Origin of the sequence: Flavobacterium sp., from assembly GCF_965277525.1 — a bacterium.
In the GTDB taxonomy this organism is placed as follows: Bacteria; Bacteroidota; Bacteroidia; order Flavobacteriales; family Flavobacteriaceae; genus Flavobacterium.
Genome location: NZ_CBDIDC010000005.1, coordinates 1,056,798 through 1,082,817 on the forward strand (window position 1 = coordinate 1,056,798; position 26,020 = coordinate 1,082,817).

Annotated in this window: 21 protein-coding genes and 1 pseudogene; 16 read left to right on the forward strand and 6 right to left on the reverse strand. The window is 33.0% G+C overall.

Annotated elements, in window-relative coordinates; genetic code table 11:
* Window positions 1-154 precede the first annotated feature (154 nt).
* The 10 genes and pseudogenes from ACQY44_RS12980 to ACQY44_RS13025 all read left to right on the forward strand — a co-directional run bounded on the left by ACQY44_RS12980 (window position 155) and on the right by ACQY44_RS13025 (window position 13,519).
* Window positions 155-3,550 carry a hypothetical protein gene (locus tag ACQY44_RS12980; RefSeq protein WP_428230760.1) on the forward strand — a complete coding sequence of 1,132 codons (3,396 nt, stop codon included), beginning with the start codon at window positions 155-157 and terminating at the stop codon, window positions 3,548-3,550.
* Window positions 3,547-3,966, forward strand: a complete 420-nt coding sequence (gene ybeY, locus ACQY44_RS12985) for an rRNA maturation RNase YbeY (RefSeq protein WP_428230761.1) — start codon at window positions 3,547-3,549, stop codon at window positions 3,964-3,966. The genes ACQY44_RS12980 and ybeY overlap by 4 nt, the downstream gene beginning before the upstream one ends.
* A 579-nt stretch (window positions 3,967-4,545) precedes the next feature.
* A pseudogene (mnmG, locus tag ACQY44_RS12990) lies at window positions 4,546-6,418 on the forward strand (tRNA uridine-5-carboxymethylaminomethyl(34) synthesis enzyme MnmG).
* Between the two features lie 338 nt (window positions 6,419-6,756).
* Window positions 6,757-7,230, forward strand: coding sequence for a GNAT family N-acetyltransferase (locus ACQY44_RS12995; protein WP_428230762.1), 474 nt, complete (start codon window positions 6,757-6,759; stop codon window positions 7,228-7,230).
* A gap of 83 nt (window positions 7,231-7,313) precedes the next feature.
* The gene (locus ACQY44_RS13000; protein WP_428230763.1) at window positions 7,314-8,162 is read left to right on the forward strand and encodes a class I SAM-dependent methyltransferase; all 849 of its coding nucleotides are present in this window, start codon (window positions 7,314-7,316) and stop codon (window positions 8,160-8,162) included.
* A gap of 671 nt (window positions 8,163-8,833) precedes the next feature.
* The gene (locus ACQY44_RS13005) at window positions 8,834-9,415 is read left to right on the forward strand and encodes an OmpH family outer membrane protein (protein WP_428230764.1); all 582 of its coding nucleotides are present in this window, start codon (window positions 8,834-8,836) and stop codon (window positions 9,413-9,415) included.
* A gap of 101 nt (window positions 9,416-9,516) precedes the next feature.
* The gene (locus tag ACQY44_RS13010) at window positions 9,517-11,796 is read left to right on the forward strand and encodes a helix-turn-helix domain-containing protein (RefSeq protein ID WP_428230765.1); all 2,280 of its coding nucleotides are present in this window, start codon (window positions 9,517-9,519) and stop codon (window positions 11,794-11,796) included.
* Between the two features lie 70 nt (window positions 11,797-11,866).
* Window positions 11,867-12,145 carry a hypothetical protein gene (locus tag ACQY44_RS13015; RefSeq protein ID WP_428230766.1) on the forward strand — a complete coding sequence of 93 codons (279 nt, stop codon included), beginning with the start codon at window positions 11,867-11,869 and terminating at the stop codon, window positions 12,143-12,145.
* A gap of 6 nt (window positions 12,146-12,151) precedes the next feature.
* The gene (locus ACQY44_RS13020; protein WP_428230767.1) at window positions 12,152-12,625 is read left to right on the forward strand and encodes a hypothetical protein; all 474 of its coding nucleotides are present in this window, start codon (window positions 12,152-12,154) and stop codon (window positions 12,623-12,625) included.
* A gap of 132 nt (window positions 12,626-12,757) precedes the next feature.
* Window positions 12,758-13,519 (forward strand): hypothetical protein, encoded by a 762-nt coding sequence (locus ACQY44_RS13025; protein WP_428230768.1) that lies wholly within the window; start codon window positions 12,758-12,760, stop codon window positions 13,517-13,519.
* Between the two features lie 42 nt (window positions 13,520-13,561).
* On the opposite strand, the gene ACQY44_RS13030 is transcribed toward ACQY44_RS13025, so the two are convergent.
* A complete protein-coding gene (locus tag ACQY44_RS13030; protein WP_428230769.1) occupies window positions 13,562-14,527 on the reverse strand; it encodes an SPOR domain-containing protein in 966 nt (321 codons plus the stop codon).
* A gap of 350 nt (window positions 14,528-14,877) precedes the next feature.
* Between ACQY44_RS13030 and ACQY44_RS13035 the strand changes: the two genes are divergently transcribed.
* From ACQY44_RS13035 to dprA, 5 genes are all read left to right on the forward strand, one after another.
* Window positions 14,878-15,264 (forward strand): hypothetical protein, encoded by a 387-nt coding sequence (locus ACQY44_RS13035; protein ID WP_428230770.1) that lies wholly within the window; start codon window positions 14,878-14,880, stop codon window positions 15,262-15,264.
* A 28-nt stretch (window positions 15,265-15,292) separates the two neighbouring features.
* Entirely contained in the window at window positions 15,293-17,053 is a 1,761-nt protein-coding gene (locus ACQY44_RS13040) for a sensor histidine kinase (RefSeq protein WP_428230771.1), read from the forward strand.
* Entirely contained in the window at window positions 17,050-17,661 is a 612-nt protein-coding gene (locus tag ACQY44_RS13045) for a response regulator transcription factor (RefSeq protein ID WP_428230772.1), read from the forward strand. The genes ACQY44_RS13040 and ACQY44_RS13045 overlap by 4 nt, the downstream gene beginning before the upstream one ends.
* Window positions 17,662-18,019: 358 nt before the next feature.
* The gene (locus ACQY44_RS13050; RefSeq protein WP_428230773.1) at window positions 18,020-18,658 is read left to right on the forward strand and encodes a hypothetical protein; all 639 of its coding nucleotides are present in this window, start codon (window positions 18,020-18,022) and stop codon (window positions 18,656-18,658) included.
* Window positions 18,659-18,869: 211 nt separating this feature from the next.
* Window positions 18,870-19,970, forward strand: a complete 1,101-nt coding sequence (gene dprA, locus ACQY44_RS13055; protein WP_428230774.1) for a DNA-processing protein DprA — start codon at window positions 18,870-18,872, stop codon at window positions 19,968-19,970.
* Between the two features lie 71 nt (window positions 19,971-20,041).
* Here dprA and trpS read toward each other — a convergent pair whose 3' ends face one another.
* Complete coding sequence (trpS, locus tag ACQY44_RS13060) at window positions 20,042-21,016, reverse strand: tryptophan--tRNA ligase (RefSeq protein ID WP_428230775.1); 975 nt, start codon at window positions 21,014-21,016, stop codon at window positions 20,042-20,044.
* A 230-nt stretch (window positions 21,017-21,246) separates the two neighbouring features.
* Here trpS and ACQY44_RS13065 point away from each other — a divergent pair, with 230 nt between their 5' ends.
* Window positions 21,247-21,996 (forward strand): lysophospholipid acyltransferase family protein, encoded by a 750-nt coding sequence (locus tag ACQY44_RS13065; protein WP_428230776.1) that lies wholly within the window; start codon window positions 21,247-21,249, stop codon window positions 21,994-21,996.
* Window positions 21,997-22,551: 555 nt separating this feature from the next.
* Here ACQY44_RS13065 and recA read toward each other — a convergent pair.
* From recA to ACQY44_RS13085, 4 genes are all read right to left on the reverse strand, one after another.
* Window positions 22,552-23,559: a recombinase RecA gene (recA, locus tag ACQY44_RS13070; RefSeq protein ID WP_428231195.1), complete on the reverse strand. Its 1,008-nt coding sequence runs from the start codon at window positions 23,557-23,559 to the stop codon at window positions 22,552-22,554.
* A 171-nt stretch (window positions 23,560-23,730) separates the two neighbouring features.
* A complete protein-coding gene (locus tag ACQY44_RS13075) occupies window positions 23,731-24,240 on the reverse strand; it encodes an acyl-CoA thioesterase (protein WP_428230777.1) in 510 nt (169 codons plus the stop codon).
* 149 nt (window positions 24,241-24,389) lie between these two features.
* A complete protein-coding gene (locus tag ACQY44_RS13080; protein WP_428230778.1) occupies window positions 24,390-24,773 on the reverse strand; it encodes a DoxX family protein in 384 nt (127 codons plus the stop codon).
* Window positions 24,774-24,779: 6 nt separating this feature from the next.
* The gene (locus ACQY44_RS13085) at window positions 24,780-25,928 is read right to left on the reverse strand and encodes an ATP-binding protein (protein WP_428230779.1); all 1,149 of its coding nucleotides are present in this window, start codon (window positions 25,926-25,928) and stop codon (window positions 24,780-24,782) included.
* Window positions 25,929-26,020 lie beyond the last annotated feature (92 nt).

The window sequence follows — 26,020 nt, forward strand, 5'->3', positions numbered from 1 at the left end:
TTTTGTTGCAAAGATACAACATTCGTCAAAAGTCAAAAGTCGAAAGTCTGAAAGGTTTTACGTTAAGATGGTAACTTTTGACTTTCGACTTTTGACTTTCAAACTTATACTTATAATTACTACTTTTATGGGTTATAAATAAAACAGATTCACTTTGAAAACAACATCTGCTATATACCAAAAGCTAGAAGCATTTATAAAGAAATATTATACCAATGAATTGATAAAAGGATCGCTTCTTTTTATTGGTTTCGGATTATTGTATTTCTTGTTCACGCTCTTTATTGAGTATTTTCTTTGGTTGAAACCATTAGGAAGAACATTATTATTCTGGATATTTATAGCGGTAGAAGTGTTTCTATTGTTTCGTTTTATTTTGTTCCCGATTTTTAAGTTGTTCAAACTTCAAAAAGGAATCGATTATAATCAGGCTTCGACTATCATTGGAAATCATTTTACAGAAGTAAGTGATAAGCTGACGAACTTTTTGCAATTGTCAGCTTCTGAGAATTCAACAGAAAGTTCAGAGTTGATGTTGGCTTCGATAGAGCAAAAAGCAAATTCATTGCAGCCAATTCCTTTTGGGAATGCCATCAATTTTAAAACCAACAAGAAGTATTTGCCATTAGCAATCATTCCAATTTTACTTTTTGCAGTGTTTTATATTTCAGGAAATAGCAATGTAATTTCTCAAAGTTTAAATAGAGTAGTGCACTTTAATGCGACATTTTTACCACCGGCACCTTTCAAATTTGTGGTTCTGAATCCGAATTTACAAACAGAACAAAACAAAGATTTCGTTATCAAAATGGAATCAGTTGGAAATGTAGTTCCTGAAAATGTCATGATTCATATTGGTAACGAAAGTTATTTTATGGAATCATCTCACCCAGGAAAGTTTGAATTCAAGATTGAAAAACCAGTTTCAAATGTTGCTTTTTCTTTTGAAGGAAATTCGGTTTCATCTGAAGAATATGAGTTGAAAGTAATCACAGTTCCATCGATTGCCAACTTCGAAATGGTGTTAAATTTTCCATCGTATCTAAAGAAAAAATCTGAAACGATTCAGGGAACCGGAAATGCAATCGTACCGGAAGGAACTTTGGTAACCTGGAAAATGAATACACAATCGACTCAGGAAATTGTTTGGAAAGATGATAATGCCACTTTCAGGTTCAATAAAGCCGAAAATGAGTTTAAATTGGCTAAAAAAATCAGTCAAAATACAGAATATCAAATTCTTACCTCGAATAATAAGGTCAAAAACTACGAAAAGCTGGATTATCAGCTGTCTGTTATCAAAGATCAGCATCCAACGATCACGGTAAGTCCTGCACCGGACAGTTTGAAGCTGGATAAGAATTATGTTTTAGGAAGGTTAGGAGATGACTATGGTTTGTCTAAACTTCAGGTTGTTTACTACGAACGCAACAAGCCAAATACTGCCAAGCGTGGAACCATACCTGTTAAATCCGGAGTGTTTGATCAGTTTGTTTTTAACTTCCCAAGTAATCTTGCCGTGCAGGAAGGAGTATCTTATGAATACTATTTTGAGGTTTTTGATAATGATGCACCGCATGGATTTAAGAGTACAAAGTCTTCTGTTTTTTCTGATCGTGTTTCGACTACAGATGAAGTTCATGATATGGAATTACAGCAGCAAAATGAAAACATCAATAGTTTAGAAAAGTCTTTGAAGAATCAAACCAAGCAATTTTCTGAAATGGATAAGATTCAGAAAGCAGGAAAAGAAAAGGATAATTTAGAGTTCAAAGACCAACAGAAAGTAAATGATTTTATCAAACGTCAGAAGCAACAAGACGAATTGATGAAACAGTTTGCTGAGAAGATGAATAAGAATCTGGATAAATTTCAATCTGAAAAGAAAGATAAAACAGCTGATGATTTGCAAAAACGTTTAGACAATGCAGAGAAAGATTTAGAAAAGAATCAGAAGTTGATGGATGAATTGAAGAACTTAAACGATAAATTGAATACTGAAGATTTGTTTGATAAGATGGAAAAATTCAAACAGATCAGCAAGAACCAATCTCGTAATCTGGAACAATTAGTTGAATTGACGAAACGTTTTTATGTTTCTAAAAAAGCAGAACAAGTTGCTGATAAATTAAAGAAGCTGGCAGATCAGCAAGAACAACTTTCGAATAAAGACAAAGAGAATACTCAGGATAAACAAGAAGATATTAATAAAGCGTTTGATAAAATTCAGGAAGATTTAAAAGATCTGAAAGAGGAAAACAAGACATTAAAAGCGCCTTTGGATATTCCGTCTGATGCTTTAAAAGAGAAAGATGTCAAGGATGATTTGAAGAAAGCTTCTGAAGAATTGAGTAAAAAGAATTCCTCTTCGGCTAAGCCAAAACAAAAAAGTGCTGCCAAGAAAATGAAAAGTATGGCAGAACAAATGGATGCTGGTATGGAAGGCGGAGAACAAGAACAACTGGAAGAAGATGTTGCAATGCTTCGTCAGGTTCTGGATAATCTTTTAGCATTCTCTTTATCGGAAGAGGATGTGATGAAACAATTTAAATCTATGAAGTTGGGTTCTTCAGCGTATACTAAGAACATCAAAGTGCAGCAGAATTTGAAACAACAGTTTAAACATGTCGATGATAGTTTGTTTGCTTTGTCTTTACGTAATCCAAAAGTAGCTGAAGATGTAACGAAGGAAATTGGAAATGTACAGTATAATGTAGATAAAGCTATCGAAAGTTTAAGTGACGTTCAGGTTCCGAAAGGAGTTTCGCATCAGCAATATGCTGTTTCATCTGCCAATAAATTAGCTGATTTTTTAAGTGATTTATTAAACAATATGCAGATGTCAATGTCTAAACCGGGATCAGGAAAACCAAAACCAGGTGACGGTCAAGGAATGCAATTGCCGGATATTATACAAAAACAAAAAGGGTTGGCTGACAAAATGAAAGAGGGAATGAAACCGGGAGATAAACCAGGTGACAAACCGGGAGATAAACCAGGCGAAGGTCAACAAGGGAAATCTGGAGAAGGTAAGCAAGGACAGGGAAAAGAGGGACAAGGCAAAAGTGGTCAGGGAAAAGATGGTAAAGGAGATAAAAATGGAGGCAAAGGAAATGACGGAAAAGAAGGTGAGGATGGAGAAGGAGATGCTGAAGCAATCATGGAAATTTATAAGGAGCAAGTTAAACTTCGTGAAGCATTACAAAAAGAGTTAGCAAAACAAGGTTTAGATTCTCAGGGTAAATCTGTAATCGATCAAATGAAAGCTTCAGAAAAGCAACTTTTGAATAAAGGTTTTAAGAATGAAAACTTACAGCGTATACTGAATATTCAACAAGAATTACTAAAATTGAATAATGCTGTTCAGCAACAAGGGCAAGATACAAAGCGACAATCTGAAACTAATAAAGCTGAATTTATGAATAAAACAAATGCATTACCAAGTTCGTTATTGGATTATTTAAACAGTGTAGAGATATTAAACAGACAATCACTACCTTTGCGCTCGAATTTTAATCAAAAGGTTCAAGAATATTTTAATACAAAATGATCAATTTTAATTACGAAACCGAATTTACTTTAGATAATGAACAAACCTTTGCAGATTGGTTAAGTGCTGTAATCGTGTCTGAAAGTAAAAACGAAGGAGAGATAAATTACATTTTTTGTGATGATGAATATCTTCATAAGATAAATGTAGAATATCTAAATCATGATACACTAACAGATATTATCAGTTTTGATTACACAGTGGGTAATGAACTAAACGGAGATATCTTTGTTTCTGTTGAAAGAGTAGAGGATAATGCTAAAGATTTTAATGTTTCTTTTGAAGAAGAATTAAAACGTGTTCTTGCTCATGGTATATTACATTACTGTGGATATAAAGACAAATCAGATAAAGATGCTGATTTAATGCGTTCAAAAGAAGATGAAAAGATTGCAATGTTTCACGTGGAACAGTAATAGAAATAAATAAATTCCAAAGTTTTAAATTCCAAATTCCAATGTTTCACGTGAAACATTGATAGAAGATTTATATTAGAAAAATGATGGTTTCACGTGGAACTATTTGAAAGAGATCAAATATTTTGAAAATAATCTGCGATGTTTCACGTGGAACATGAATATTCAAGACTGTAGATTGTAAAAAAGAATTTATAATGTTTCACGTGGAACACACAGTAATTTGATTTATGTGTTTTAGAAAATGTTTCACGTGGAACGCGAAAAGAATTAAAGAGATTCCAAGTGAAACAGAAGAATTGTTTTAATTTTAATCTGTTCCACGTGGAACAGATTTGTTTGAATGAAATTTTGATTTGAAATTTTTAGACAGAGGTTTTGAGTTTGGTGTTTGAATTGCGCGTTAGCGTAATTTTTTACAGAACAAATTTCTACGCCAGAATTGGAATTTGGAATTTCTAGATTGGAATTTCGGAATTTAAAAGTTGCGCGTTAGCGCCGTTCCACGTGGAACAAAAATGAAAATAAAGTTAATTCTGAGAACCGCCTTAAACGGTTTGCAGAGAATAATAAAACAAAATGTTTTTAGAAGAATACGATGTTATTGTAGTTGGTGCAGGTCATGCTGGATCTGAAGCCGCGGCAGCGGCCGCAAATTTGGGATCAAAAACTTTGTTGGTTACCATGAGTCTGCAGAACATTGCACAGATGTCTTGCAACCCAGCAATGGGAGGAATTGCAAAAGGGCAGATAGTGCGTGAAATTGATGCGTTGGGAGGATACTCAGGAATCGTGTCTGACCGAACTGCAATTCAATTTAAGATGTTGAATAAATCAAAAGGACCTGCAATGTGGTCACCGAGAGTTCAAAGTGATCGAATGCGTTTTTGCTGAAGAATGGCGAATGATGTTGGAGGGAACTCCAAATTTGGATTTCTACCAGGAGATGGTGAAAGGTTTGATTATCGAGGACGGAAAGATAAAAGGAATCAAAACTTCGTTGGGAGTAGAGATTCGATCTAAGTCGGTTGTTCTGACAAACGGAACTTTTCTGAATGGTTTGATTCATATTGGAGAAAAACAATTTGGTGGGGGAAGAGCTGGTGAAAGTGCCGCAACCGGAATCACTGAAGATTTGGTGAAAGTGGGATTTGAATCCGGAAGAATGAAAACAGGAACGCCACCAAGAGTTGACGGACGTTCTTTGGATTATTCTAAAATGAACGAAGAAAAAGGAGATGCGAAACCGGATAAGTTTTCTTATTCGGATTTGACATCTCCGTTGACGCATCAGAGATCTTGTCATATGACGTATACGTCATTGGATGTTCATGATATTTTGAGAGAAGGTTTTGATCGTTCACCAATGTTCAACGGAAGAATCAAAAGTCTTGGCCCGAGATATTGCCCTTCGATAGAGGATAAGATAAATCGTTTTGCTGATAAAGAGCGTCATCAATTATTTGTAGAGCCGGAAGGCTGGAATACTTGCGAGGTTTACGTAAACGGTTTTTCAACTTCACTTCCGGAGGATATTCAATTTAAAGCATTGCGTTCTGTTGTAGGTTTTGAAAATGTGAAATTCTTTCGTCCGGGTTATGCAATCGAATATGATTATTTCCCGCCGACACAATTGAAACATACTTTGGAAACAAAGTTAGTTGAAGGTTTATATTTTGCCGGACAAATAAACGGAACGACGGGATATGAAGAAGCAGCGTCTCAAGGTTTGATGGCCGGAATAAACGCACATTTAAAAGTGCATGAAAAAGCACCATTAATTTTAAAACGTGATGAAGCATATATTGGAGTTTTGATCGATGACCTGATTACGAAAGGAACGGAAGAACCATATCGTATGTTTACATCAAGAGCAGAATATAGAACATTGTTGCGTCAGGATAATGCTGATTTTAGATTGACGCCAATGTCACACGAAATTGGTTTGGCTTCAGAAGCCCGTTTACGCCGAATGGAAAAGAAATTAAACGAATCTGAAAAGATGGTGGCTTTCTTTAGAGAGACTAGTGTTTCGGTTGCGGAGACCAATCCAATTTTAGAATCAAAAGAAACGGCTCCAATTACGCAAGGTGATAAAATGTTTAAAGTTTTCTCACGTCCTCAAATTGATTTAGAGGATATGTTGAAATTTGAAAAAGTAAAGGAATATATAGAAGCGAATGATGTTGATCAGGAAATTTTGGAACAAGCCGAAATTCAGGTCAAATATTCTGGTTATATCGAAAAGGAGAGAAACAACGCTGATAAACTAACCCGTTTAGAAGAAGTGAAAATTCCGGAGAATTTCGATTATAATAAAATCAAATCAATGTCAATTGAAGCAAAACAAAAATTGAGCAAGATTCGTCCTGTGACAATTTCTCAAGCTTCAAGAATCAGCGGAGTATCACCAAGTGATATTTCCGTTTTGTTGATTTATATGGGAAGATAGGAAAGTTTATTTTGTTTCAGGTTTCAAGTTTCAAGTTGTTGGAATGTGAAACATGAAATTATTAAAACTTGAAATAAAAAATAAATTGTTCCACGTGAAACTATTTGGGTATTCTTTATAGTTTCTCTTTGTTCAGAAATCTAAAAATATCAATTAAAAATGGGATTTGTTCCACGTGAAACGAATCTGAAAGAGACAAAGATTTTCGACTTAGTTGGTCATTCCGAGGAACGAAGAATATCTGTGAGTAACTAAGCAATCTAAAAGAACAATCTTTGTAGATGTTGCAACATACGTTGCTCGTTTATTGGAATGAAAAAAAGATAAAATTCATAAGTATGAGAATTGTTCAAAAAGAAGTTTTATCATTAAAAGAAAAAGAAAATTTGCGCCAACTATGGAATAATGAATATCCGGCAAAATTGAAATTAGAAACTAATGAAGATTTTGAATTGTATTTAAACGGACTTTCGAAAACCAAACATTATTTATTGTTGGATGAATCAGATAAAATAGATGGCTGGGCTTTTACTTTTTTAAGAGAGAACGAAGATTGGTTTGCTATTATTTTGAAAAGTGAAATACATGGAAGAGGAAATGGCTCACTTTTGATGAATGAAATAAAAAAGAATGCTACTAGTTTAAATGGTTGGGTTATCGATCATGAAAACGAAGTCAAAAAAAATGCAACATTGTACAACTCGCCGATTCAGTTTTATGAGAAAATTGGGTTTTCGATTTGTAAAGAGATTAGAATTGAAAATGAAAAACTTTCGGCTGTAAAAATTAATTGGAACGCTGAAAAAATATAATATAAAAAACAAACCCTAAAAGCAGAATTTCTACTTTTAGGGTTTACCTTTAAATTAAACCAAAAATCCCCTATAATTAAAAAATGGACGTTTTAAACAAAAAACATTTTCTTACTGTAAAAGACCACTCTGTATCTAAAGAAATTTTCGAATTGTATTATGATGAAAATTTAGACATGTTAATCACATCTCCGCAACCCAATTTAGAAAATCTTGGAAAATATTACGAAAGCGAAGATTATATTTCTCATACGGACAACAAACGTTCGTTGTTTGAAAAAGCATATCATTTTGTGAAAATTATTGCGCTAAAAAATAAACTGAATTTAATCAATGGAGAACAATCTCGAAAAGGAAGAATTTTAGATATTGGAGCAGGAACGGGAGATTTTTTATTGACAGCGAAGAATGATGGTTGGGAAACTGTTGGAGTAGAACCAAGCGAACGAGCAAAAAATATTGCAATTCAAAAAGGAATTTCTTTTGTGAGTGAAATTGGTGATCTTCAAAATAATTCGTTTGATGTGATTACTATGTGGCACGTTTTAGAACATGTACCAAATTTAGAATTACAAATTCAGGAATTAAAACGTTTGTTAAAACCAACTGGAACTTTAATTATTGCGGTTCCAAATTTTAAATCTTACGACGCGCAACATTATAAAACTTTTTGGGCAGCTTATGATGTGCCAATTCACTTTTGGCATTTTTCAAAAAAAGCCATTAAGTCGCTTTTCGAAAAAGTGGATATGAAATTGGAAAAAGTGCTTCCGATGAAATTTGATTCTTTTTATGTTAGTTTATTATCCGAAAAATACAAAACCGGAAAAATGAATTACATCAGTGCATTTTTTGTTGGGTTAAAGTCAAATTTAAAAGCGAGCAGTACAAAAGAGTATTCATCGCACATTTATGTCTTAAAAAATCAGTAAAACGCAATTTAAGCGTGTTTTTGGTGTTTTTTCACCATAAGTGAGGTGTTGTTATGTCTTTTTTGAGATTGTCTTTGTAATAAAAGCTATGAAAGCCACTTTTGATAGTGGTTTTTTATGCTTTAAGGCGGTTCTATAAATAAAAACAATACCATAAAAAAAGCCTGTTTTTTGAAATTTTAAGGCTGAATTTTTCTGATTTTGAATTTTGAAATCATTAAGATGAAATTGTCAAGAATTTTGATTTTTTCAAAAATTTGTATTTTACATTTTTATAGAGGCAGAAATTTAGAAAAAGTTAATAAGCGAATTTTTTTTTTTAATTTTAGAATAGTAAATGATTTTTTTGCATTAATAAATTTTAAAAACATCAATAGAGGAAAAATAATAAGACAAGATTCCCGTAGGCTTAAAAAAAGGGATAAAACGTAAAATAAGCTTATTTCCGGCAACTTTTCAGCTCAAGAGAGGAGTAATTATGTCTTTTTTAAGAAAGTGTTTCTAATAAAAGATATGAAAGTCACTTTTAATAGGGTAGAATTATTGACAATTTTCTTTCGATAAATAAAAACAATATCATAAAATTCTAGCATTTTTTAAACTTTATGTTGATGCTATTTATTTTTTTATATTTTTGTCTTCAATACATTAAAAAATAAGAAATTCAAAAAATGAAAAAAGCATTAGTAATTATCGCACTTTCAATTTTCGCCGTTTCATGTAGTAAAACTGCAGAAGTTAAGGAAGTAAAAACAGCTTACGTAGATACTTCCGTTTTAATGAAAGAGTACACTGAAGCAAAAGACCTTGAAGCAAAGTACAAAGGACAAGCAGAAGAAAAGGGAAGACAACTACAAGCTGAGATTACACGTTTTAAACAAGACGCTGCTAGTTTTCAAAGCCAGGCACAAGCAAATGGTCAGGCTTGGGCTCAACAAAGAGGAGCTGAGTTGCAAAAAAGAGAACAACAATTGGGCTATGCACAACAGGCTTTATCTCAACAATTGCAACACGAAAGTGGTGTTGAAATGGATTCTTTAGTAAGTGGAGTTAAAAAATTCATCAAAGATTACGGTAAGAAAAACGGTTATTCTTATATCTACGGTACTGGTGATGCTGCCTCAATATTATACGCTGAAGAGAAATATGATATTACAAAAGATATCATTAAAGCTTTGAACGACAAGTATAAATCGGCTCCAAAAACAGAAGAAAAACCAGCTGTAAAAGAAGGAGAAGCTGCAAAAAAATAATACCAAACTAACTAGTTAAATTTAAAAACCTAAATCTATACAGATTTAGGTTTTTTTCTTTTATAAAAATGCGATACTTTTAGTTTTTCAATATACGCCCAATGCAAAACGTTACAGAAGCAGCTGCTTACACCTTACAATTCATCAATCAAACGCAAAAATCAATCTTCCTGACTGGTAAAGCAGGGACAGGAAAAACGACGCTTTTGCGCGAAATCATTGCTACAACGCACAAAAGCACAGTAGTAGTAGCACCAACGGGAATCGCAGCGTTAAATGCCGGAGGAGTTACGATTCACTCGATGTTTCAACTGCCTTTTTCAGCTTTTATTCCGTCTTATGAAGACGCTTCTCAGTTTACTGAAACGGTGAAATTTGAGAATAAAGAAACCTTACGCCGGCATTTTAAAATGAACAATGTCAAGCGTAACGTAATCAGAAACATGGAGCTTTTGATTATCGATGAAGTTAGTATGCTTCGTGCTGATTTACTGGATGCTATCGATTTTATGATGCAGACCGTTCGTAAAATTTCACGACCTTTTGGAGGAGTTCAGGTGCTTTTTATTGGCGATTTATTGCAGCTTCCGCCGGTAATAAGGGACGAAGAATGGAGAACTTTGCGCAATTATTATAAGGGGAAATTCTTTTTTCACTCGCATGTAATTCAGCAATTTCCACCCTTATATATCGAATTATCAAAGATTTACCGTCAGTCTGATGATACTTTCATCTCTGTTTTGAACAATCTTCGAAACAATCAGATTACACCTCAGGATATTAAAGTTTTAAACGAGTATGTTAAGCCTGATTTCGACTTAAAAAATAATCCCGGATATATCACGCTTACAACACATAATGCTAAGGCTGATTCTATTAACGAACAGGCAATAGGTGATTTAGCCGGAAATGAGTTCTCTTACCAGCCCTTTGTGGTAGGTGATTTTCCTGAAAAAATATTTCCGGTTGAGGAAAATCTAAAACTGAAGATAGGTGCTCAGGTTATGTTTGTTAAGAATGATTTGTCTTTTGATAAACGTTATTTCAATGGAAAAATGGGGATTATAAAATCGCTTTCTGCGGAAGAAATTTTTGTGCATTTTCCCGAAGAGAATAAAACCATTGAAGTAGAGAAATACGAATGGAAAAACATTCGATACAAAGTAAATGATCTCACAAAAGAAGTTGAGGAAGAAGTTTTAGGCACATTTGCGCATTATCCGCTTAAATTGGCCTGGGCGATAACAGTGCATAAAAGTCAGGGTTTAACCTTTGAGAAAGCTGCGCTTGATGTATCGCAAGTTTTTTTACCCGGACAGGCCTACGTAGCATTATCACGTTTAACGTCCTTAGATGGGCTTATTTTGCTTTCTCCAATACAAATGAATGGTATTTCGAACGATAAGGATGTGATGGATTATGCTTTAAACAAAGCAACTGAAGAAGTCTTAAAACATTCTTTGCATTTTGAAACTAAAAATTTTATTCATAACTATTTGATTAACAGTTTTAATTGGGCTGATCTGGCTCAGGAATGGCGTAATCATCGTTTTAGTTATAACGAAAATGCAGTGGCTTCTGAAAAATCAAAGCATTCTGCCTGGGCACATAAACGTTTAGAAATAATAGATTCGCTGGCAGATCCTGCACAAAAATTCGTTCATCAGCTCAATAAAATTTTTAATAAAGAAACTGTCGATTTGTTTTTTGTACAGGAAAGGGTAGTGGCGGCCTACGATTATTTTTTCAAACCAATGGACAAGTTGGTTACAGATCTTTTGAATAAAATGGCCGAAATTCAGAAATTCAAAAAAGTAAAAGAATTTTATGAAGAACTTGCTTTTTTAGATGATTTACAAACGAAAGCCGTTTTACGTCTAATGAAGGCTAAATTGCTGATAGAAATTGTTGTGGCAGGCGAAACCATCTGTAAAGAAAAATTAACGTCTACAGCGATTAAAAACTACAAATTAGACAAGGTTGCTAAGATCCGAGAGGAATTTAATATGTCGAACACTGATATTTTTAAATCAGAGGAACCAGCAGTTCGGTATACGGCCAGAAAATTAGATAAAACTACTCCAAAGGCTGAAAAGAAAACAACGGTTGAAGAAACCCATGATTTATGGCTGGAGAAAAATTCTATTCAAGACATTGCCAGAATTCGAAAGCTTACAGTGCAAACTATTGAAATGCATTTGGTTAAACTAATTCAGGCTAAGAAAGTGGAGATTTCAGATGTTTTACCATATGATAAAATTTTGGCCTTACGTGAAGCTTTTGAATTTTATCAGGAAGAATCCCTGAATGGTTTGAAAGAAAAACATGGCGATGAATTTACTTGGGATGAACTTAAAATGTTCAAAGCGAGTATCAATTAATTTTAGATTGCGTAACTTAGTTTATTCAATTTGAAATTATTCATAAAAACATTATGTAAAATAGAAAAACATGAAAAAGCTAATCTGTCTTTTATTTGTTATGTTATCCGTTCATGGCGTTTCGTGTCAGGATTTAAAACCGGAATATCAGAAATTCATTAAAAGTTTTACAGACAATGTAAAAAACGATAAAAAAGAAGCAGTTGCAGGCATGATAAAATATCCTTTAAACCGAGAAAATCCAATTCCATCAATTAAAAATAAAGCAGAATTTGTGAAACGCTATGATCAGATTTTTGATTTGACACTAAAGAATAAAATCATTAAATCAAATCCTGCAAAAGACTAGTCTGAAATGGGTTGGCGGGGAATCATGCTGGGAAGCGGTGATATCTGGATAGATACTGATGGTAGATTGATATCGATTAACTATCAATCGCAATATGAGAAAGAGCTTAAGGATAAATTAATTACCGGTAAAAAAGGAAAGTTAAATTCCGCTCTTACTAATTTTAAAAAACCGGTTTGTATTTTAGAAACATCAAAATTCAGAATTAGAATAGACGATTTAGGAAATGATAGTTATCGATATGCTTCGTGGTCTTTGAAACAATCGATGAGTGAAAAACCTGATTTAGTTCTAAATAACGGAAAATTTATTCAGGAAGGAACAGGCGGAAATCATAGTTTCGAATTCAAAAAAGGAAATTATATCTATACATGTTATATCATAGTTCTGGGTGAAAAAAATACACCTCCGGCGAGATTAGTTATTAGTCAAAACGGAAAAGAAATTCTTAATCAGGAAGCTAAAATTGTTCCACGATAAACAAAAAATCCTATTCGTCTTACTGAATAGGATTTTTTGTTTATTAACGGGTCGGACCTTAATTAATACAAGTATAAATTATTTATATTTGATTGTAATTACCAGATTAATAATGAATTAAAAACTTTTAAGATGAGAAAAATAAACCTGTTTTTGGTATTAATGTTTTTTTGCAGTGCTTTTGTTTCCGCTCAGGATTTAAAACCGGAATATCAAAAGCTTATCAAAAGTTTTATAGATAACATAAAAAACGATAGAAAAGAAGCTATTGCTGATATGATTTCGTATCCATTAACAAGAGAATATCCAATACCGGATATCAAAAATAAAACAGAATTTGTAAAGAGATATTCTGAAATATTTGATCCAGGGTTAAAGAGTGAAATTATAAAGTCGAATCCCATAAAAGACTGGTATGATATGGGATTACGAGGAATAATGCTGAAACACGGTATTATTTGGATGGATATTGAGGGGCATTTAACCGCTGTAAATTATCAATCAAAATTAGAAACAGAACTTAAAAACAAACTAATTGCTTCACAAAAAAAATTACTTGATCCAAGCATTGCTTTTTTTCAGACTCCGATTTGTGTTTTAGAAACATCTCAGTTCAAAATCCGGATTGATAATTTAGGAAATAATAATTATCGTTATGCTTCGTGGTCTGTTAAAAAAGAAATGACTGAGAAGCCTGATTTAGTGATTAATGGAGGTGAGTTAGTGGTAGAAGGAATTGGAGGAAATCATCAATATGAATTCAAAAAAGGAAACTTACTCTATCAATGTGCAATTATTGTTTTAGGCGAAAAAAATTCGCCGCCGGCAAGATTAATCATTATTCAGGGCGGGAAACAAATTCTTAATCAGGAGGCCAAAATTGTTTCACGATGAACAAAAAAATCCTATTCGGTAAGAATAGGATTTTTTTGTTTTTTATAGATTTTCGATCAGAATCCAGGCTTCCGGATTTTCACCTTTGTTTATTTCTTTTTGAGCTTTTTGAGCTTCAGACATTGTCGCATAACTGCCATATAAAACAGGAAATAAACCGTGTTTATTTTCGCCTAGCATTCTTGCTTTATAACCATCTCTGATCAATTGATTGTAAGCTTTACGTGCATTTTGTTCACTTCTGTAAGCACCCGCCATAATGTGGTAAGGCATTGTTTTTTCTTCAGCGACTTCTACTTTAGCAGAATCAACAGAAAGCGTTACAGCCGGCAATGGACTTTGAATAAAAAATGTAGCTTCTTGTATTTTGTTTTGTACTTTTTTCTGAACAGCACTTTCTACAATAAGTGTTTTGGTATCGATTTGATTTTGGTACAAAGGATATCCAATACTACCTGTAATTCCAAGTCCTAAAACAAAGATTGCCGCGTATTTTAAGAATGAATTTGAAGATTTTCCATCTTCTTCTTCGAATAAGGCAATTGGCGTTCTTTCTTCAATTTCCTGTAGTTTTCTTTCGAAAAGTTCTTTTTTCACAACTGGAGAAACAAACGGGCTTAACCCAAATGAACTGGTTAGGTAATTCGTTTGATCGTTTGGTGTAAAAATGATGTTTTTTTCAGCGTTCAAACGAATTTCACCAATGTTTTTAAGACTTATAACACCATTTTCTTCTAAAGTTTTTTTCCAGCTTACAACTTCAAAAGCAATAGCACTCACTGCAAAACCATAAGATGTTTTTTCTGCATGAGCAATATGATTTGCCAATAGCCCGTCGTTATTTTTTAGATGGCTATTGAAAGAGATCGATTTTTTAGGAGGAAAAAACGAATTTGTGCTTTCATTCAGTTGAGCTGAGTGAATTTCGGTTAAAAATGCTCCAAACCCTGGAACCGTTACACACTGATAACGATACAATAACTGTGCTATGTAGTTTTCGATTTTCATAGTAACAAAGTTATGCAACGAATATAGTTATCAAAATTTTATTCACAATTTTTATTAACAATTGAGATAATTTTACAGATAATTCGTTTTCAATGTGTTATAGAAAATAAGTTTTTTATTAAAGTCATTAAATATGTTTAAAATTTTATTTTTTGAAAGAATTTACTTTAGAATATTTGTGTTTTTTTAATGTTTTTAAAAAATATTTGAACAATCTACTTTTTCGAAGTACTACTTGACGTAAGATGATTTTAAATTTTTAAAACAACTTTCCAATATACCCATTTGTAGGTATTTTTTTCTTTTAAGAAATGCATAGATTTGATTATTATTAACTTAAAAATAAAATTATGAAAAATTATGATGTACGAGGTACTCTTTTAGAAGGAAAAAAAGCAGTTATAGCTGTGGTATTACCTGAGCCTTTTAGAGAAAATATTTATTCGATATATGATATTTATAATATTTCGGATGAGAAAGAAAATAAACTTGTAATTCATTTTAAAGACATTTTTGGAAGAACTCTGGAAGCAAATGGCAATTATGTATCGTTTATTATTGATTTACATGGTCCAAAATTTGAATCAGTTGATTTTAATAAACCTGTGAATGTTGCTTTTCATCATGAAAACGGGACTTTAGGTATAAAAACTCCTCAAGAAATATTTGACAGCGTTTTTGGTCCTATCGTCACCCCTGATACAACAGGTAAAGGAACAATTCGTGAAGGTGCGTAATAATCCACTACATATAACCTTTAGCTTTATGCTCACTTTATTTTTTATGGTGAGCATATGTGTGGGTCAAAATAAAGTTTTGACATCTATCGAAAATTCTATTCAGGAAGGCAAATCAAAAGAGGCATTAAAGCACCTTTCTTTGCTAAATACAACTGTTTTTTTACCAGAAGATTTGGGTTATTATTATTTTCTCAAAGCAAAAAGTTACAGTAAGGAAAACAATGATGTAAAAGCAATTGAAAATTATTTAATAGCTAAAAAACAATATTTAAAAGCTAATGTTGTAGAAAAAGCAATGGAAATTAACCTAAATATTGCTTCATTATTAGTGAGTTACAAAGATAATACACAAAAGCACCAATTCTATCTCAAAGAATATATGGATTATGCCTTTTCAACTAAGAATGATTCTAAAATTCTTAAAGGCTATGTTCAATTAGCCTCTTTAAAAATAAACAGTAAAGAAGCCAAAGAGAGTCTGTATTATTTTAGAAAGGCAATAACTTTAAACAAAAAAGTAAAAGATATAAAGCTAGAAAGTAAAATATATAATAATCTTGCGGTACTTTTTAGTGATGTCTTATATAAACCAGATTCTAGTTTGTATTACCTCCGGAAGGATAATTTGCTTTTGCATCAGGAAAAAACGCCAAACCCGAACTACATCTGTTATAATTTGATGAATCAGGCTTCTAATTATTCGCAGCTTCATCAATATGAAAAAGCGATTGATTTATTGCTTCAGGCAGATAAAATAAAGTTAATCGAATACAACAAAGTCAATAAGGAAAACATCAATAAGTTTCTTTATTTAAATTATAAAGATGCTAAAAAACTCGAGAAAGCGCTATATCACTTAGAAATTTCAGATAAATATCATGATTCCTTAAATACGGAACAACAAAATACTGCGATTAATAATTTTGATACCAAATATAAAACAAAGGAAAAAGAGCTTGAGAATCTTCAATTAAAAACAAATATTAAAATAAATAATGTTGTCTTGTATCTTGTATTAAGTACGTTAATTATTGTTTTATTGATCAGTATTTTAGGATACAAAAATATTATTAAAAAGAAAAAAATTGCTGAACAGGAAAAACTCATTGAAGTACAGAAAATAGAAAAAATACTTAAAGACCAAGAGCTTAATGGTATTGATTTAATGCTTGAAAGTCAGGAAAAAGAACGTCAAAATATCGCCAACGAATTGCATGATAATTTGGGCAGTATGCTAGCGACTGTAAAGTTGAATTTTCAAAATTTGAAGCGCTATAATGAAGATGTAAACCAACAAGAAAATAAACTTTACGATAAAACCGATGCGTTATTAGAAGAGGCTTATCAAAAGGTTCGGAATATTGCACATCTTAAAAACTTAGGCATTATAGGTAGTGATGGATTGTTGGTGGCTGTTAATAAAATGGCGGAGAAAATGAGTGTTTTAGAACATTTAACCATTAATGTTATTCCGTTTGAGCTCACAGAGAGATTAGAGAATACGATAGAAGTTGCTTTATTCCGGATGATTCAGGAACTGTGCACCAACATTATAAAACATTCTGAGGCAACTGAAGTGAATATTTATTTAACTCAGGGAACATCAGGGGAAATTAATATCATTATCGAAGATAACGGTAAAGGATTTAATCCCAAAACTATTGTAAGCAAATCAGGAATAGGACTCAAAAATATGGAGAAAAAAGTAGAACAGATGGGCGGAACATTTACCATAGATTCAATTTTGACTAAAGGAACGACCATCATTATAGACTTGCCATTATGATAACAATAATCATTGCCGAAGATCATCAGTCGCTTATAGACGGCATCAAACTTTCTTTAGAATTGGAAGAAGATATTGCCGTTGTAGGGGAAGCCAACGATGGGGAAGATTTGATACAATTGGTTCGTAAAAAAAGACCACAGATTGTTATTACAGATATACGAATGCCAAAATGTGACGGAATTTGTGCCACTAAAATCATAAAGAAGGAATTTCCTGAGATTAAGATTATAGCTTTTAGTATGTTTGATCAGTCAGAAGCTATTCAGCAAATGAAAGAAGCCGGAGCATCAGGGTATATTATGAAAAACTCTCCGCTCAAGAAATTAATTGAAGCGATTAGAGCCGTTGTAAGCAACGAAACTTTTTTTGACGACGCAATTATTACTAAAGACAAATTAACGAAGGAAAACATTCTTTTAAGCACTCGGGAGAAGGAGATCTTGAGACTTATTGGCGAAGGAAAAACATCTAACGAAATTGCTGATGTACTTTTTATAAACAAAAGTACTGTAGATACCCACCGCAAAAACATCCTCAAAAAAATTAATCTCTACGGCAAGACTGATTTAATACGTTTTGCTGTAGAACGAAAGTATGATTTTTAAACTTTGGCATACTCAACTAAAAGTAATTCTACAATTAAACAAAATAGTTTTTACCCAAAAAATCCCCATTTGTAGGGATTTTTTTGCGCGCTGAAATTTCGAATTTTGATTTAATAATCAACTAGTTATCCTAAAATTGGGAATAAAAAGATTTGATGAAGTATGCATTTCTAACGATTTTTAAATTAAGTAGAATTAATGAAAAGTGTAAATAGATCAAACTTTTGATAATTGGATTAGAAAAGTGTCAATTTAATATTAAAAGTCGGAAAAGCTGAATAGCGACTATAAATAAATTAATATGCACAGGTTCGCTGAAAACTGATTAGAGTAAGCAAGTAAATTAAACTCAATAAAGATGAAAGAAGAAGAAAAAAAAAATATTACAGAAAAAGAGCAAAAAGAAATGCTTTTAAGAGCTAAAACCTTTCAAGAATTTATCACAAGTTTTCAAGGTAATAGTAATAAGTTAGCTGACAATCCAGTAAGTTGCAATGGTTTGCTTTCTCCCTTTACAGATGTTAGGAGAGGAAAAATTACAAGTGAAATAATTATTGCTAAGGATTTCTACTTAGATCCTAGAAATCAAGAAGGTACTCTTGAAGAACGCATGGCAAAAGTAAAGATAGTAATAAAAAGGGTTTTTACTGAATTTGTTACCCAAAGAACTGCAGAATATAAATCAGTAAAATGTCATTACAGAGGTATAGATTGGAACAAACCAGGAGGGTCTAGTTGGAAAACTATTACGTGTCAACCAGGTTTTTATTTTATTGAAGATTCTCTTGTCAGAACACAGAATGGAGATTGGAAAGATGGACCTGTATGGGGCATCAATCATTCAACTCTTTCTTGGAAAACTGGTGGACACCGTAGGAGTGAAACTTTTGCAGAGGTTGATGCAGAATATTTTCAGGTCGATAGTAAAGTTATGGAGGAGCTAAATTCTGCTAGAAAAATATTGCACGACTTAGGGATACCAACAGAATATCCTTAGTAGACATAAGATTTGCCAAAAGAGAAGGTTAATAATGATATCGAGAACAAGGCTATTCATATTTTGAATAGCCTTGTTTTTAAAATTAGGTAAAAATCTTTAAATATAATAATTGAAAGAATTCACTTTCAATTATTATATTTGTCATTTTTGAAGTAAATTCAGACTTGTTTTATAAAACTATTTTTCGCCGCCATTTAATCATTAATTCATGTCAGATCAAGATTTATTTTATTTACTAGCCTTATTAAAAGTTGATGGAGTTGGCGATATAATGGCCAAAAAATTATTGACTCATTGTGGAAATGCCGAGGCTGTTTTTAAAACGAAGATGAATCAAATTGCTGCTATAGATGGAGTTGGTGCCGTTTTATTAAAGAATTTAAAAGATACAAGCGTTTTTGAAATGGCGAACCGTGAGCTTGAATTTATAAAATCGAATGGTACCAAAGTCTCTTTTTTTCAGGATGAAAATTATCCGGAACGCCTCAAACATTGTATTGATTCTCCGGTTTTGATTTTTTCTGCAGGAAATATAAATTTAAAAAACAAGAAAATAATCAGTATTGTGGGAACCCGTCAGATAACGTCTTATGGAATTGAATTCTGCAAGAAGTTAATTGAAGATTTGGCACCGCTTGATCCGGTAATTGTTAGTGGTTTTGCGTACGGTGTGGATATTGTCGCACATCAGTTGGCAATGGATTTTAACTTGCAGACCATTGGAGTTTTGGCTCATGGTTTGAATCAAATTTATCCTAAAACGCACAAGAAGTATGTTGCAAAAATGGAGGAAAATGGAGGGTTTATTACTGAATTTTGGAGTTCGTCAAATCCGGATAAAGAGAATTTTGTGCGCAGAAATCGTATTGTTGCCGGCATGACCGAAGCTACAATTGTTATAGAGTCAGCAGATAGGGGAGGTTCGCTTATCACAGCGAATCTGGCCAATGATTATAATCGTGATGTTTTTGCGGTTCCTGGCCGTGTGACTGATAAATTTAGTCAGGGTTGTAACGATCTCATAAAAACGCAAAAAGCAAATGTGTTAACAAGTGCCGCAGATTTAGTATACATACTGAATTGGAATATTGAAAGTAAAGCAAAACCAATTCAGAAACAGTTGTTTGTCGAGCTGGAAGCTGACGAACAAAAAGTATACGATTTTCTTTTAAAAAACGGTAAAGAATTGCTGGATACTATTGCTTTAAAATGTGATTTTCCAATTTATAAAATTTCCGGTTTGTTGTTAAATATGGAACTGAAAGGAGTTATTCGTCCTTTACCGGGGAAACTATTTGAGGCTATTTAAAAAAAAAATACCACGAATTATCAATTTTCCAATCAATTCCAGAAATTTGTGTAATTCGTGGCTATATAATTTTATTTCCCAAATCCAAGCACTTCGCGAACTTTTGCCAGAACACCATCAGCAATTACAGAAGCTTTTGCTGCACCTTTTTTCAATAAAGCATCAACTTCGTCAAGGTTGTTGATATAGTAATTGTATTTTTCTCTTTCGGTTTTAAATTTTTCGGTAATCAATTCAAACAAAGCTTGTTTAGAATGGCCATAACCGTAATTTCCGCCTAAATAATTGGCTCTCATTTCAGCAATTTGAACTTCAGTTCCTAACAACGAATAAATGGCGAATGCATTACAGGTATCCGGATTTTTCGGTGCTTCAAGTGGTGTACTATCGGTTTCTATACTCATAACCTGCTTACGCAATGTTTTGTCATCAAGGAAAATATTGATAATATTATTGGCTGATTTACTCATTTTTCCGCCATTTGTTCCGGGAATCAGCTTGCTGTCTTCCTGAATTTTAGCTTCCGGAATTACAAAAGTTTCGCCCATTTGGTGATTGAAACGGGAAGCCACATCGCGTGTAATCTCTAAATGCTGTAACTGGTCTTTTCCAACCGGCACAAATTCAGCGTCATACAATAAAATATCGGCTGCCATTAACATCGGATAAGTAAAAAGACCGGCGTTTACATCGTCTAAACGATCGGCTTTATCCTTGAAAGAATGCGCAAGAGTTAAACGTTGAAACGGAAAAAAACAACTTAAATACCAAGTCAGTTCAGTAGTTTGAGTTACATCAGATTGTCTGTAAAAAGTAACTTTATCAGGATTTAAACCACAAGCAAGCCAGGCTGCTGCGGTGCTATAAGTATTTTCTCTTAAATTTTTTCCGTCTTTTATTTGTGTAATCGAGTGTAAATCAGCAATAAACAAAAAAGATTCGTTTGCAGGATTATTTGATAATTCGATTGCAGGAATAATTGCTCCCAATAGATTGCCTAAGTGTGGCGTTCCAGTACTCTGAACACCAGTAAGTATTTTTGCCATTCTAGTTTTTTCTTAACCGCAAAGATTGCAAGTTTATTTTTTTTAACCGCAAAGTTCGCAAAGTTTTTCGCAAACTCCACAAAGTTTATTTTTTCTTTAACCTCAAAATTCATAAACTTTACCATAGTTCGAAACTATTTTACGTTTCTATGATTAGGAAAAATCTAATAATCTAAAAATCTCACCATCTAAAAATCTAAATTCATTTCTGTTTTCTTACATTTGAAACCATGAAAGGAATTAAAATTGTTTTTTGGGTCTTATGGCGCATTTGGTTTTACATCTTAATGGCCATTCCGATATTGATTATGCTGCCGTTTTTGCTGATTTCTATTATATCAGAGAGCGGTTATCCCTATTTTTTTAAAATGGCCCGCATTTGGGCTAAATTTATCCTTTTCGGGATGGGTTTTTATTATAAGGTCGAGCGTCAACAGAAACTGATCAGAAATAAAAGCTATATGATCGTGGCGAATCACACTTCAATGACTGATATTATGCTGATGTTGGCTGTGGTTAGAAATCCTTTTGTTTTTGTTGGAAAAAAGGAGCTTTCGAAGATTCCTTTGTTTGGATTTTTCTATAAAAGAACTTGTATTTTGGTAGATAGAAATTCTTCAAAAAGTAAAAATGAAGTTTTTAAAAGAGCACAAGACCGATTAAATCAGGGGCTTAGTATTTGTATTTTTCCCGAGGGAGGCGTTCCTGATGATGAAACTGTTTTATTGGATGAGTTTAAAGATGGTGCTTTTCGATTAGCAATCGAACATCAAATTCCAATTGTTCCCATTGTTTTTGCCGATAACAAAGAGCGATTTTCCTATACTTTTTTGAGTGGAAGTCCAGGGAAAATGAGAGTAAAAATTCTACCTTTCGTAGAAACAAACGGATTAACAAGTGACAATAGAAAAAGTCTTCGGGATGAAGTCAGACAATTGATATACAAAGGATTACTGGATTTTAAAAAGAAGAATGACTAATGTATAAAAAATATAAAACCCGACAATTGTTTAAAATTGTCGGGTTTTCTTTTGAATTAAAATCCCCCATTTTATATTCAAAAAATACTATCGATGAATTATTTTTTCTGAAATAAAACGCAATACTTTTCTAAATTTCAATTTGGTCATTCTACGGTTTTTACTGTACAACACTTCTATTTTCTCTTTCATGGTTAAAAATATTAAGGTTTGATAATAAAGAGTTTGGTTTAAACTCAAGTTAATGTCACAATATAATAGAGAGAAAAAAATTAAAAAGGTTGCGTGCGAAACGGCTTTTTTTTAAATAAAAATCCGTTAGCAGAAAAAGCTAACGGATTTTATCGAACAAACAACCAAATTTATTCTAAAAAAAACCTTCGAATTGGGTATTTATAACCTATACCAATCAAATCTTATGTCTTTTTATTAGATAGAGTTATTTTAAAAGGGTTGCGTCATTTTTTTTATTTTTTTGAAATAAAGAATCCGACAAATTATAAACATGTCGGATTTGTATATAAAAAAACCTGCAATTTGCAGGTTTTTAAAGTTTTAAGCGTTTGCTAATTCTTTGATATGCGCTTTAATTTTTAATTCTAATTCATCTGCTAATTCCGGATTATCTTTAATTAAAGATTTTACAGCATCGCGACCTTGTCCTAATTTTGTATCTCCGTAGCTAAACCAGGATCCAGCTTTTTTAACGATTTCAAATTCTACTGCTAAATCAAGAATTTCTCCGGTTTTAGAAACTCCTTCTCCGTACATAATGTCGAATTCAGCAGTTTTAAAAGGCGGAGCCACTTTATTTTTCACGATTTTAACTTTAGTTCTGTTACCAATAACGTTTTCACCATCTTTAATTTGAGATGAACGACGGATATCGATACGTACTGAAGCATAGAATTTTAATGCGTTACCACCGGTTGTAGTTTCAGGATTTCCAAACATTACACCGATTTTTTCTCTCAACTGGTTGATGAAGAAAACAGTACAGTTTGTTTTACTTATAGTTCCCGTTAATTTTCTCAAAGCCTGAGACATCAAACGTGCATGTAGACCCATTTTAGAATCTCCCATTTCACCTTCGATTTCACTTTTTGGAGTCAACGCTGCAACAGAGTCAATTACAACGATATCAATTGCTCCGGAACGAATCAGGTTTTCGGCAATTTCTAAAGCTTGTTCTCCATTATCTGGTTGAGAGATGATCAGGTTTTCGATATCTACTCCTAATTTTTCAGCATAATTTCTGTCAAAAGCATGCTCAGCATCTATAAAAGCAGCAATTCCACCAGCTTTTTGAGCTTCGGCAATTGCATGTAATGTTAGTGTCGTTTTTCCGGAAGATTCCGGACCGTATATTTCGATAATCCTTCCTCTAGGGTAACCATTTACTCCAAGTGCTAAATCAACACCAAGAGAACCTGAAGAAATCGTTTCGACTTCTACAATGGCTTTATCCCCCATTTTCATTACGGTTCCTTTTCCGTACGTTTTATCTAGTTTATCAAGCGTAAGTTGTAGCGCTTTTAATTTGGCATCTTTTTCTGAACTCATCTCTTTTTTTTCTTTTTCTTTCATGTAAATTTTTATAATTCATTCTCAAAAACAAACCAGAAATGATAACTTACTGATTTAGATTTGTATCAGGCTTGTAATTTTGTAAAATTAGTTCTTTTTTTTGAAGTTTGATTCTCTCAAATTGTTCCAAATTGTCACAAATTGCGACTATAAAAATAAAGCCTTTAATTCTGTGGCATCAGAAGGTTTTATTTTACCGGCAAGCAATAAACTCAATTGTTTGCGACGCAAAGCAGCATCAAAACGTTGTATTTCAAGATCCGTTTCCGGGGCGATTGGCGGAACTTCAACTGGTCTTCCTGTGTCATCGACAGCAACAAATGTATAAATAGCTTCGTTGGCCTTTGTTCTGTTTCCGGATTCGCGATCTTCTACCCAAACATCAATGAAAACTTCCATTGAACTTTTGAAAGATCGTGATACTTTTGCTTCAACCGTTACGACACTTCCTAACGAAATAGCCCTGTTGAAGGCGACGTGATTTACAGATGCCGTAACTACAATTCGGCGTGAATGTCTTCGGGCTGCAATGCTTGCCGCGCGATCCATTCGGGCTAATAATTCGCCACCAAAAAGGTTATTCAACGGATTTGTTTCGCTCGGTAAAACTAAATCAGTTAAAATAGTTAGAGATTCTGAAGGGTGTTTAGGATTCATTTTTTAATGTAAATTTTTAATTTGCTGTCCGCTAAAGCGAACTAATTTATTTTTTTGCCAAGATTTTACAGATTAAAATGATTAAAAAAATCTGTGAAAATCTGTGAAATCTGTGGCTTTTTTTTTAAAATTTAAAGTATTGCGTTGATTTAATTCAACCAATAAACAGCCATTACAGCTGGAATAAAGTAGATCACAATGGTTCTCGCACCATCATAATCTTTCGCTAATCGTTGCCCAAAAAGCATCATTAACAGAGAAATACATGAAAATATTGCGCCATAAAAGCCAAATTCACGACCACTATTGGTTAACAATTGTATGGCACCAACAACACATAAAATTCCGGAAATCAATTCTATAATTAGAAGATGGAGCAGGGCAAGAGGTACATGGTTTTTAAGTATGGTCTGAGCAAAATGTCCTTTAAGCCATTCGACATTATCTTTCCAATAAAATATTTTTTCATATCCGGACTGCAAGAACGTTAAGGCTAAAAAGACTAATAATAGAATGGAGGCAATATTGTTCATTTGAAACTATTTTTTATGAATTAAACGAGTTAGTTTTATAGATAAATCCGTCAAAATTATTTTTGCATTTCCATTTCTTTCGATGTGATACATCGCATCTGAAAGTTCTTTGAAAATTTCGTGAATGTTATTTCCGTTTACAAAAGGAGCAAAATTTTCTAATTTGAATTTTTCAACTTTAGGTTCAATGTAAACCAAGGTGGGTGCCTGATAATTAAGTAAAAGTGCCTGGCGAAACATTTCGATACAAAACTGAATGAATTTTTTCTGGCTTTCGCGACCTAAAGCAGCAATTTCTTCACTCCAGGAAATTAAATCCTGAATAGCTGCTGCATTTCCTTTGGCTCTGAAAGCGGCACGGACCCAATTGACAAACCATTGCTCAAAAGGATATTCAGAATCATCTTCTTTTAAAAGATGTAATGCCTTACTGAAATTGCCTTGTGCCTGATGGGCAATTTTAAAAGCAAACTTCTCGTCAACATTTTCTTTAGAAATTAAAGCTTCGGCAATGACTTTTTCAGGTAATCCGTTAAAGTGAATTACCTGGCAACGAGAACGAATCGTCTGTATAATGTCTTCTTCATTTTCAGAAATCAGAATAAAAATGGTTTTATCTGAGGGTTCTTCTAAAAGTTTCAGTAATTTATTAGATGCTGCGATGTTCATTTTATCGGCCATCCAGATAATCATAATTTTATAACCGCCTTCATAGGATTTTAACGAAAGTGATTTTAAAACTTCTTGTGCATCTTCGACCCTTATTTCTCCTTGTTTATTTTGAACTCCCAGAATTTTATACCAGTCAAATAAACCTCCGTAAGGCGTTTCCTGAACAAAAGTGCGCCAATCCTGAATAAAGTCTAGACTTTTGGGTTTGGTTTTTACATCTTCAGTAGTAACAGTTGGATAAATAAAATGTAAATCAGGATGCGAAATGTTTTGAAACTTCAGATTACAGGAATCATTTCCGTTTGAATTTTCGTTTCCTGTATTGTTACACAAAATATATTGTGCATAAGCAATTGCAGTTGATAATGTGCCACTTCCTTCTGGCCCAATAAATAATTGTGCATGCGGAATTCGTCCGGAAGCTGCACTTTTTATCAAGTGACTTTTGATGTAATCCTGACCTAAAATTTGAGAAAATTGCATGAAGCAAAGATAGAAGAAAATGATGTAGTCAAAAATTTTCAACAAAAAGTTTATTGCAGGCTTTTTATTTATGCCTTATTAAAGTTTTTTTT

Excerpts from the sequence above, each read along its gene's own strand:
- ybeY (WP_428230761.1), top strand. The coding sequence starts at position 3,547 with ATGATCAATTTTAATTACGAAACCGAATTTACTTTAGATAATGAACAA.
- ACQY44_RS12995 (WP_428230762.1), top strand. The coding sequence starts at position 6,757 with ATGAGAATTGTTCAAAAAGAAGTTTTATCATTAAAAGAAAAAGAAAAT.
- ACQY44_RS13000 (WP_428230763.1), top strand. The coding sequence starts at position 7,314 with ATGGACGTTTTAAACAAAAAACATTTTCTTACTGTAAAAGACCACTCT.
- ACQY44_RS13005 (WP_428230764.1), top strand. The coding sequence starts at position 8,834 with ATGAAAAAAGCATTAGTAATTATCGCACTTTCAATTTTCGCCGTTTCA.
- ACQY44_RS13010 (WP_428230765.1), top strand. The coding sequence starts at position 9,517 with ATGCAAAACGTTACAGAAGCAGCTGCTTACACCTTACAATTCATCAAT.
- ACQY44_RS13015 (WP_428230766.1), top strand. The coding sequence starts at position 11,867 with ATGAAAAAGCTAATCTGTCTTTTATTTGTTATGTTATCCGTTCATGGC.
- ACQY44_RS13020 (WP_428230767.1), top strand. The coding sequence starts at position 12,152 with ATGGGTTGGCGGGGAATCATGCTGGGAAGCGGTGATATCTGGATAGAT.
- ACQY44_RS13025 (WP_428230768.1), top strand. The coding sequence starts at position 12,758 with ATGAGAAAAATAAACCTGTTTTTGGTATTAATGTTTTTTTGCAGTGCT.
- ACQY44_RS13030 (WP_428230769.1), bottom strand. The coding sequence starts at position 14,527 with ATGAAAATCGAAAACTACATAGCACAGTTATTGTATCGTTATCAGTGT.
- ACQY44_RS13035 (WP_428230770.1), top strand. The coding sequence starts at position 14,878 with ATGAAAAATTATGATGTACGAGGTACTCTTTTAGAAGGAAAAAAAGCA.
- ACQY44_RS13040 (WP_428230771.1), top strand. The coding sequence starts at position 15,293 with ATGCTCACTTTATTTTTTATGGTGAGCATATGTGTGGGTCAAAATAAA.
- ACQY44_RS13045 (WP_428230772.1), top strand. The coding sequence starts at position 17,050 with ATGATAACAATAATCATTGCCGAAGATCATCAGTCGCTTATAGACGGC.
- ACQY44_RS13050 (WP_428230773.1), top strand. The coding sequence starts at position 18,020 with ATGAAAGAAGAAGAAAAAAAAAATATTACAGAAAAAGAGCAAAAAGAA.
- dprA (WP_428230774.1), top strand. The coding sequence starts at position 18,870 with ATGTCAGATCAAGATTTATTTTATTTACTAGCCTTATTAAAAGTTGAT.
- trpS (WP_428230775.1), bottom strand. The coding sequence starts at position 21,016 with ATGGCAAAAATACTTACTGGTGTTCAGAGTACTGGAACGCCACACTTA.
- ACQY44_RS13065 (WP_428230776.1), top strand. The coding sequence starts at position 21,247 with ATGAAAGGAATTAAAATTGTTTTTTGGGTCTTATGGCGCATTTGGTTT.
- recA (WP_428231195.1), bottom strand. The coding sequence starts at position 23,559 with ATGAGTTCAGAAAAAGATGCCAAATTAAAAGCGCTACAACTTACGCTT.
- ACQY44_RS13075 (WP_428230777.1), bottom strand. The coding sequence starts at position 24,240 with ATGAATCCTAAACACCCTTCAGAATCTCTAACTATTTTAACTGATTTA.
- ACQY44_RS13080 (WP_428230778.1), bottom strand. The coding sequence starts at position 24,773 with ATGAACAATATTGCCTCCATTCTATTATTAGTCTTTTTAGCCTTAACG.
- ACQY44_RS13085 (WP_428230779.1), bottom strand. The coding sequence starts at position 25,928 with ATGCAATTTTCTCAAATTTTAGGTCAGGATTACATCAAAAGTCACTTG.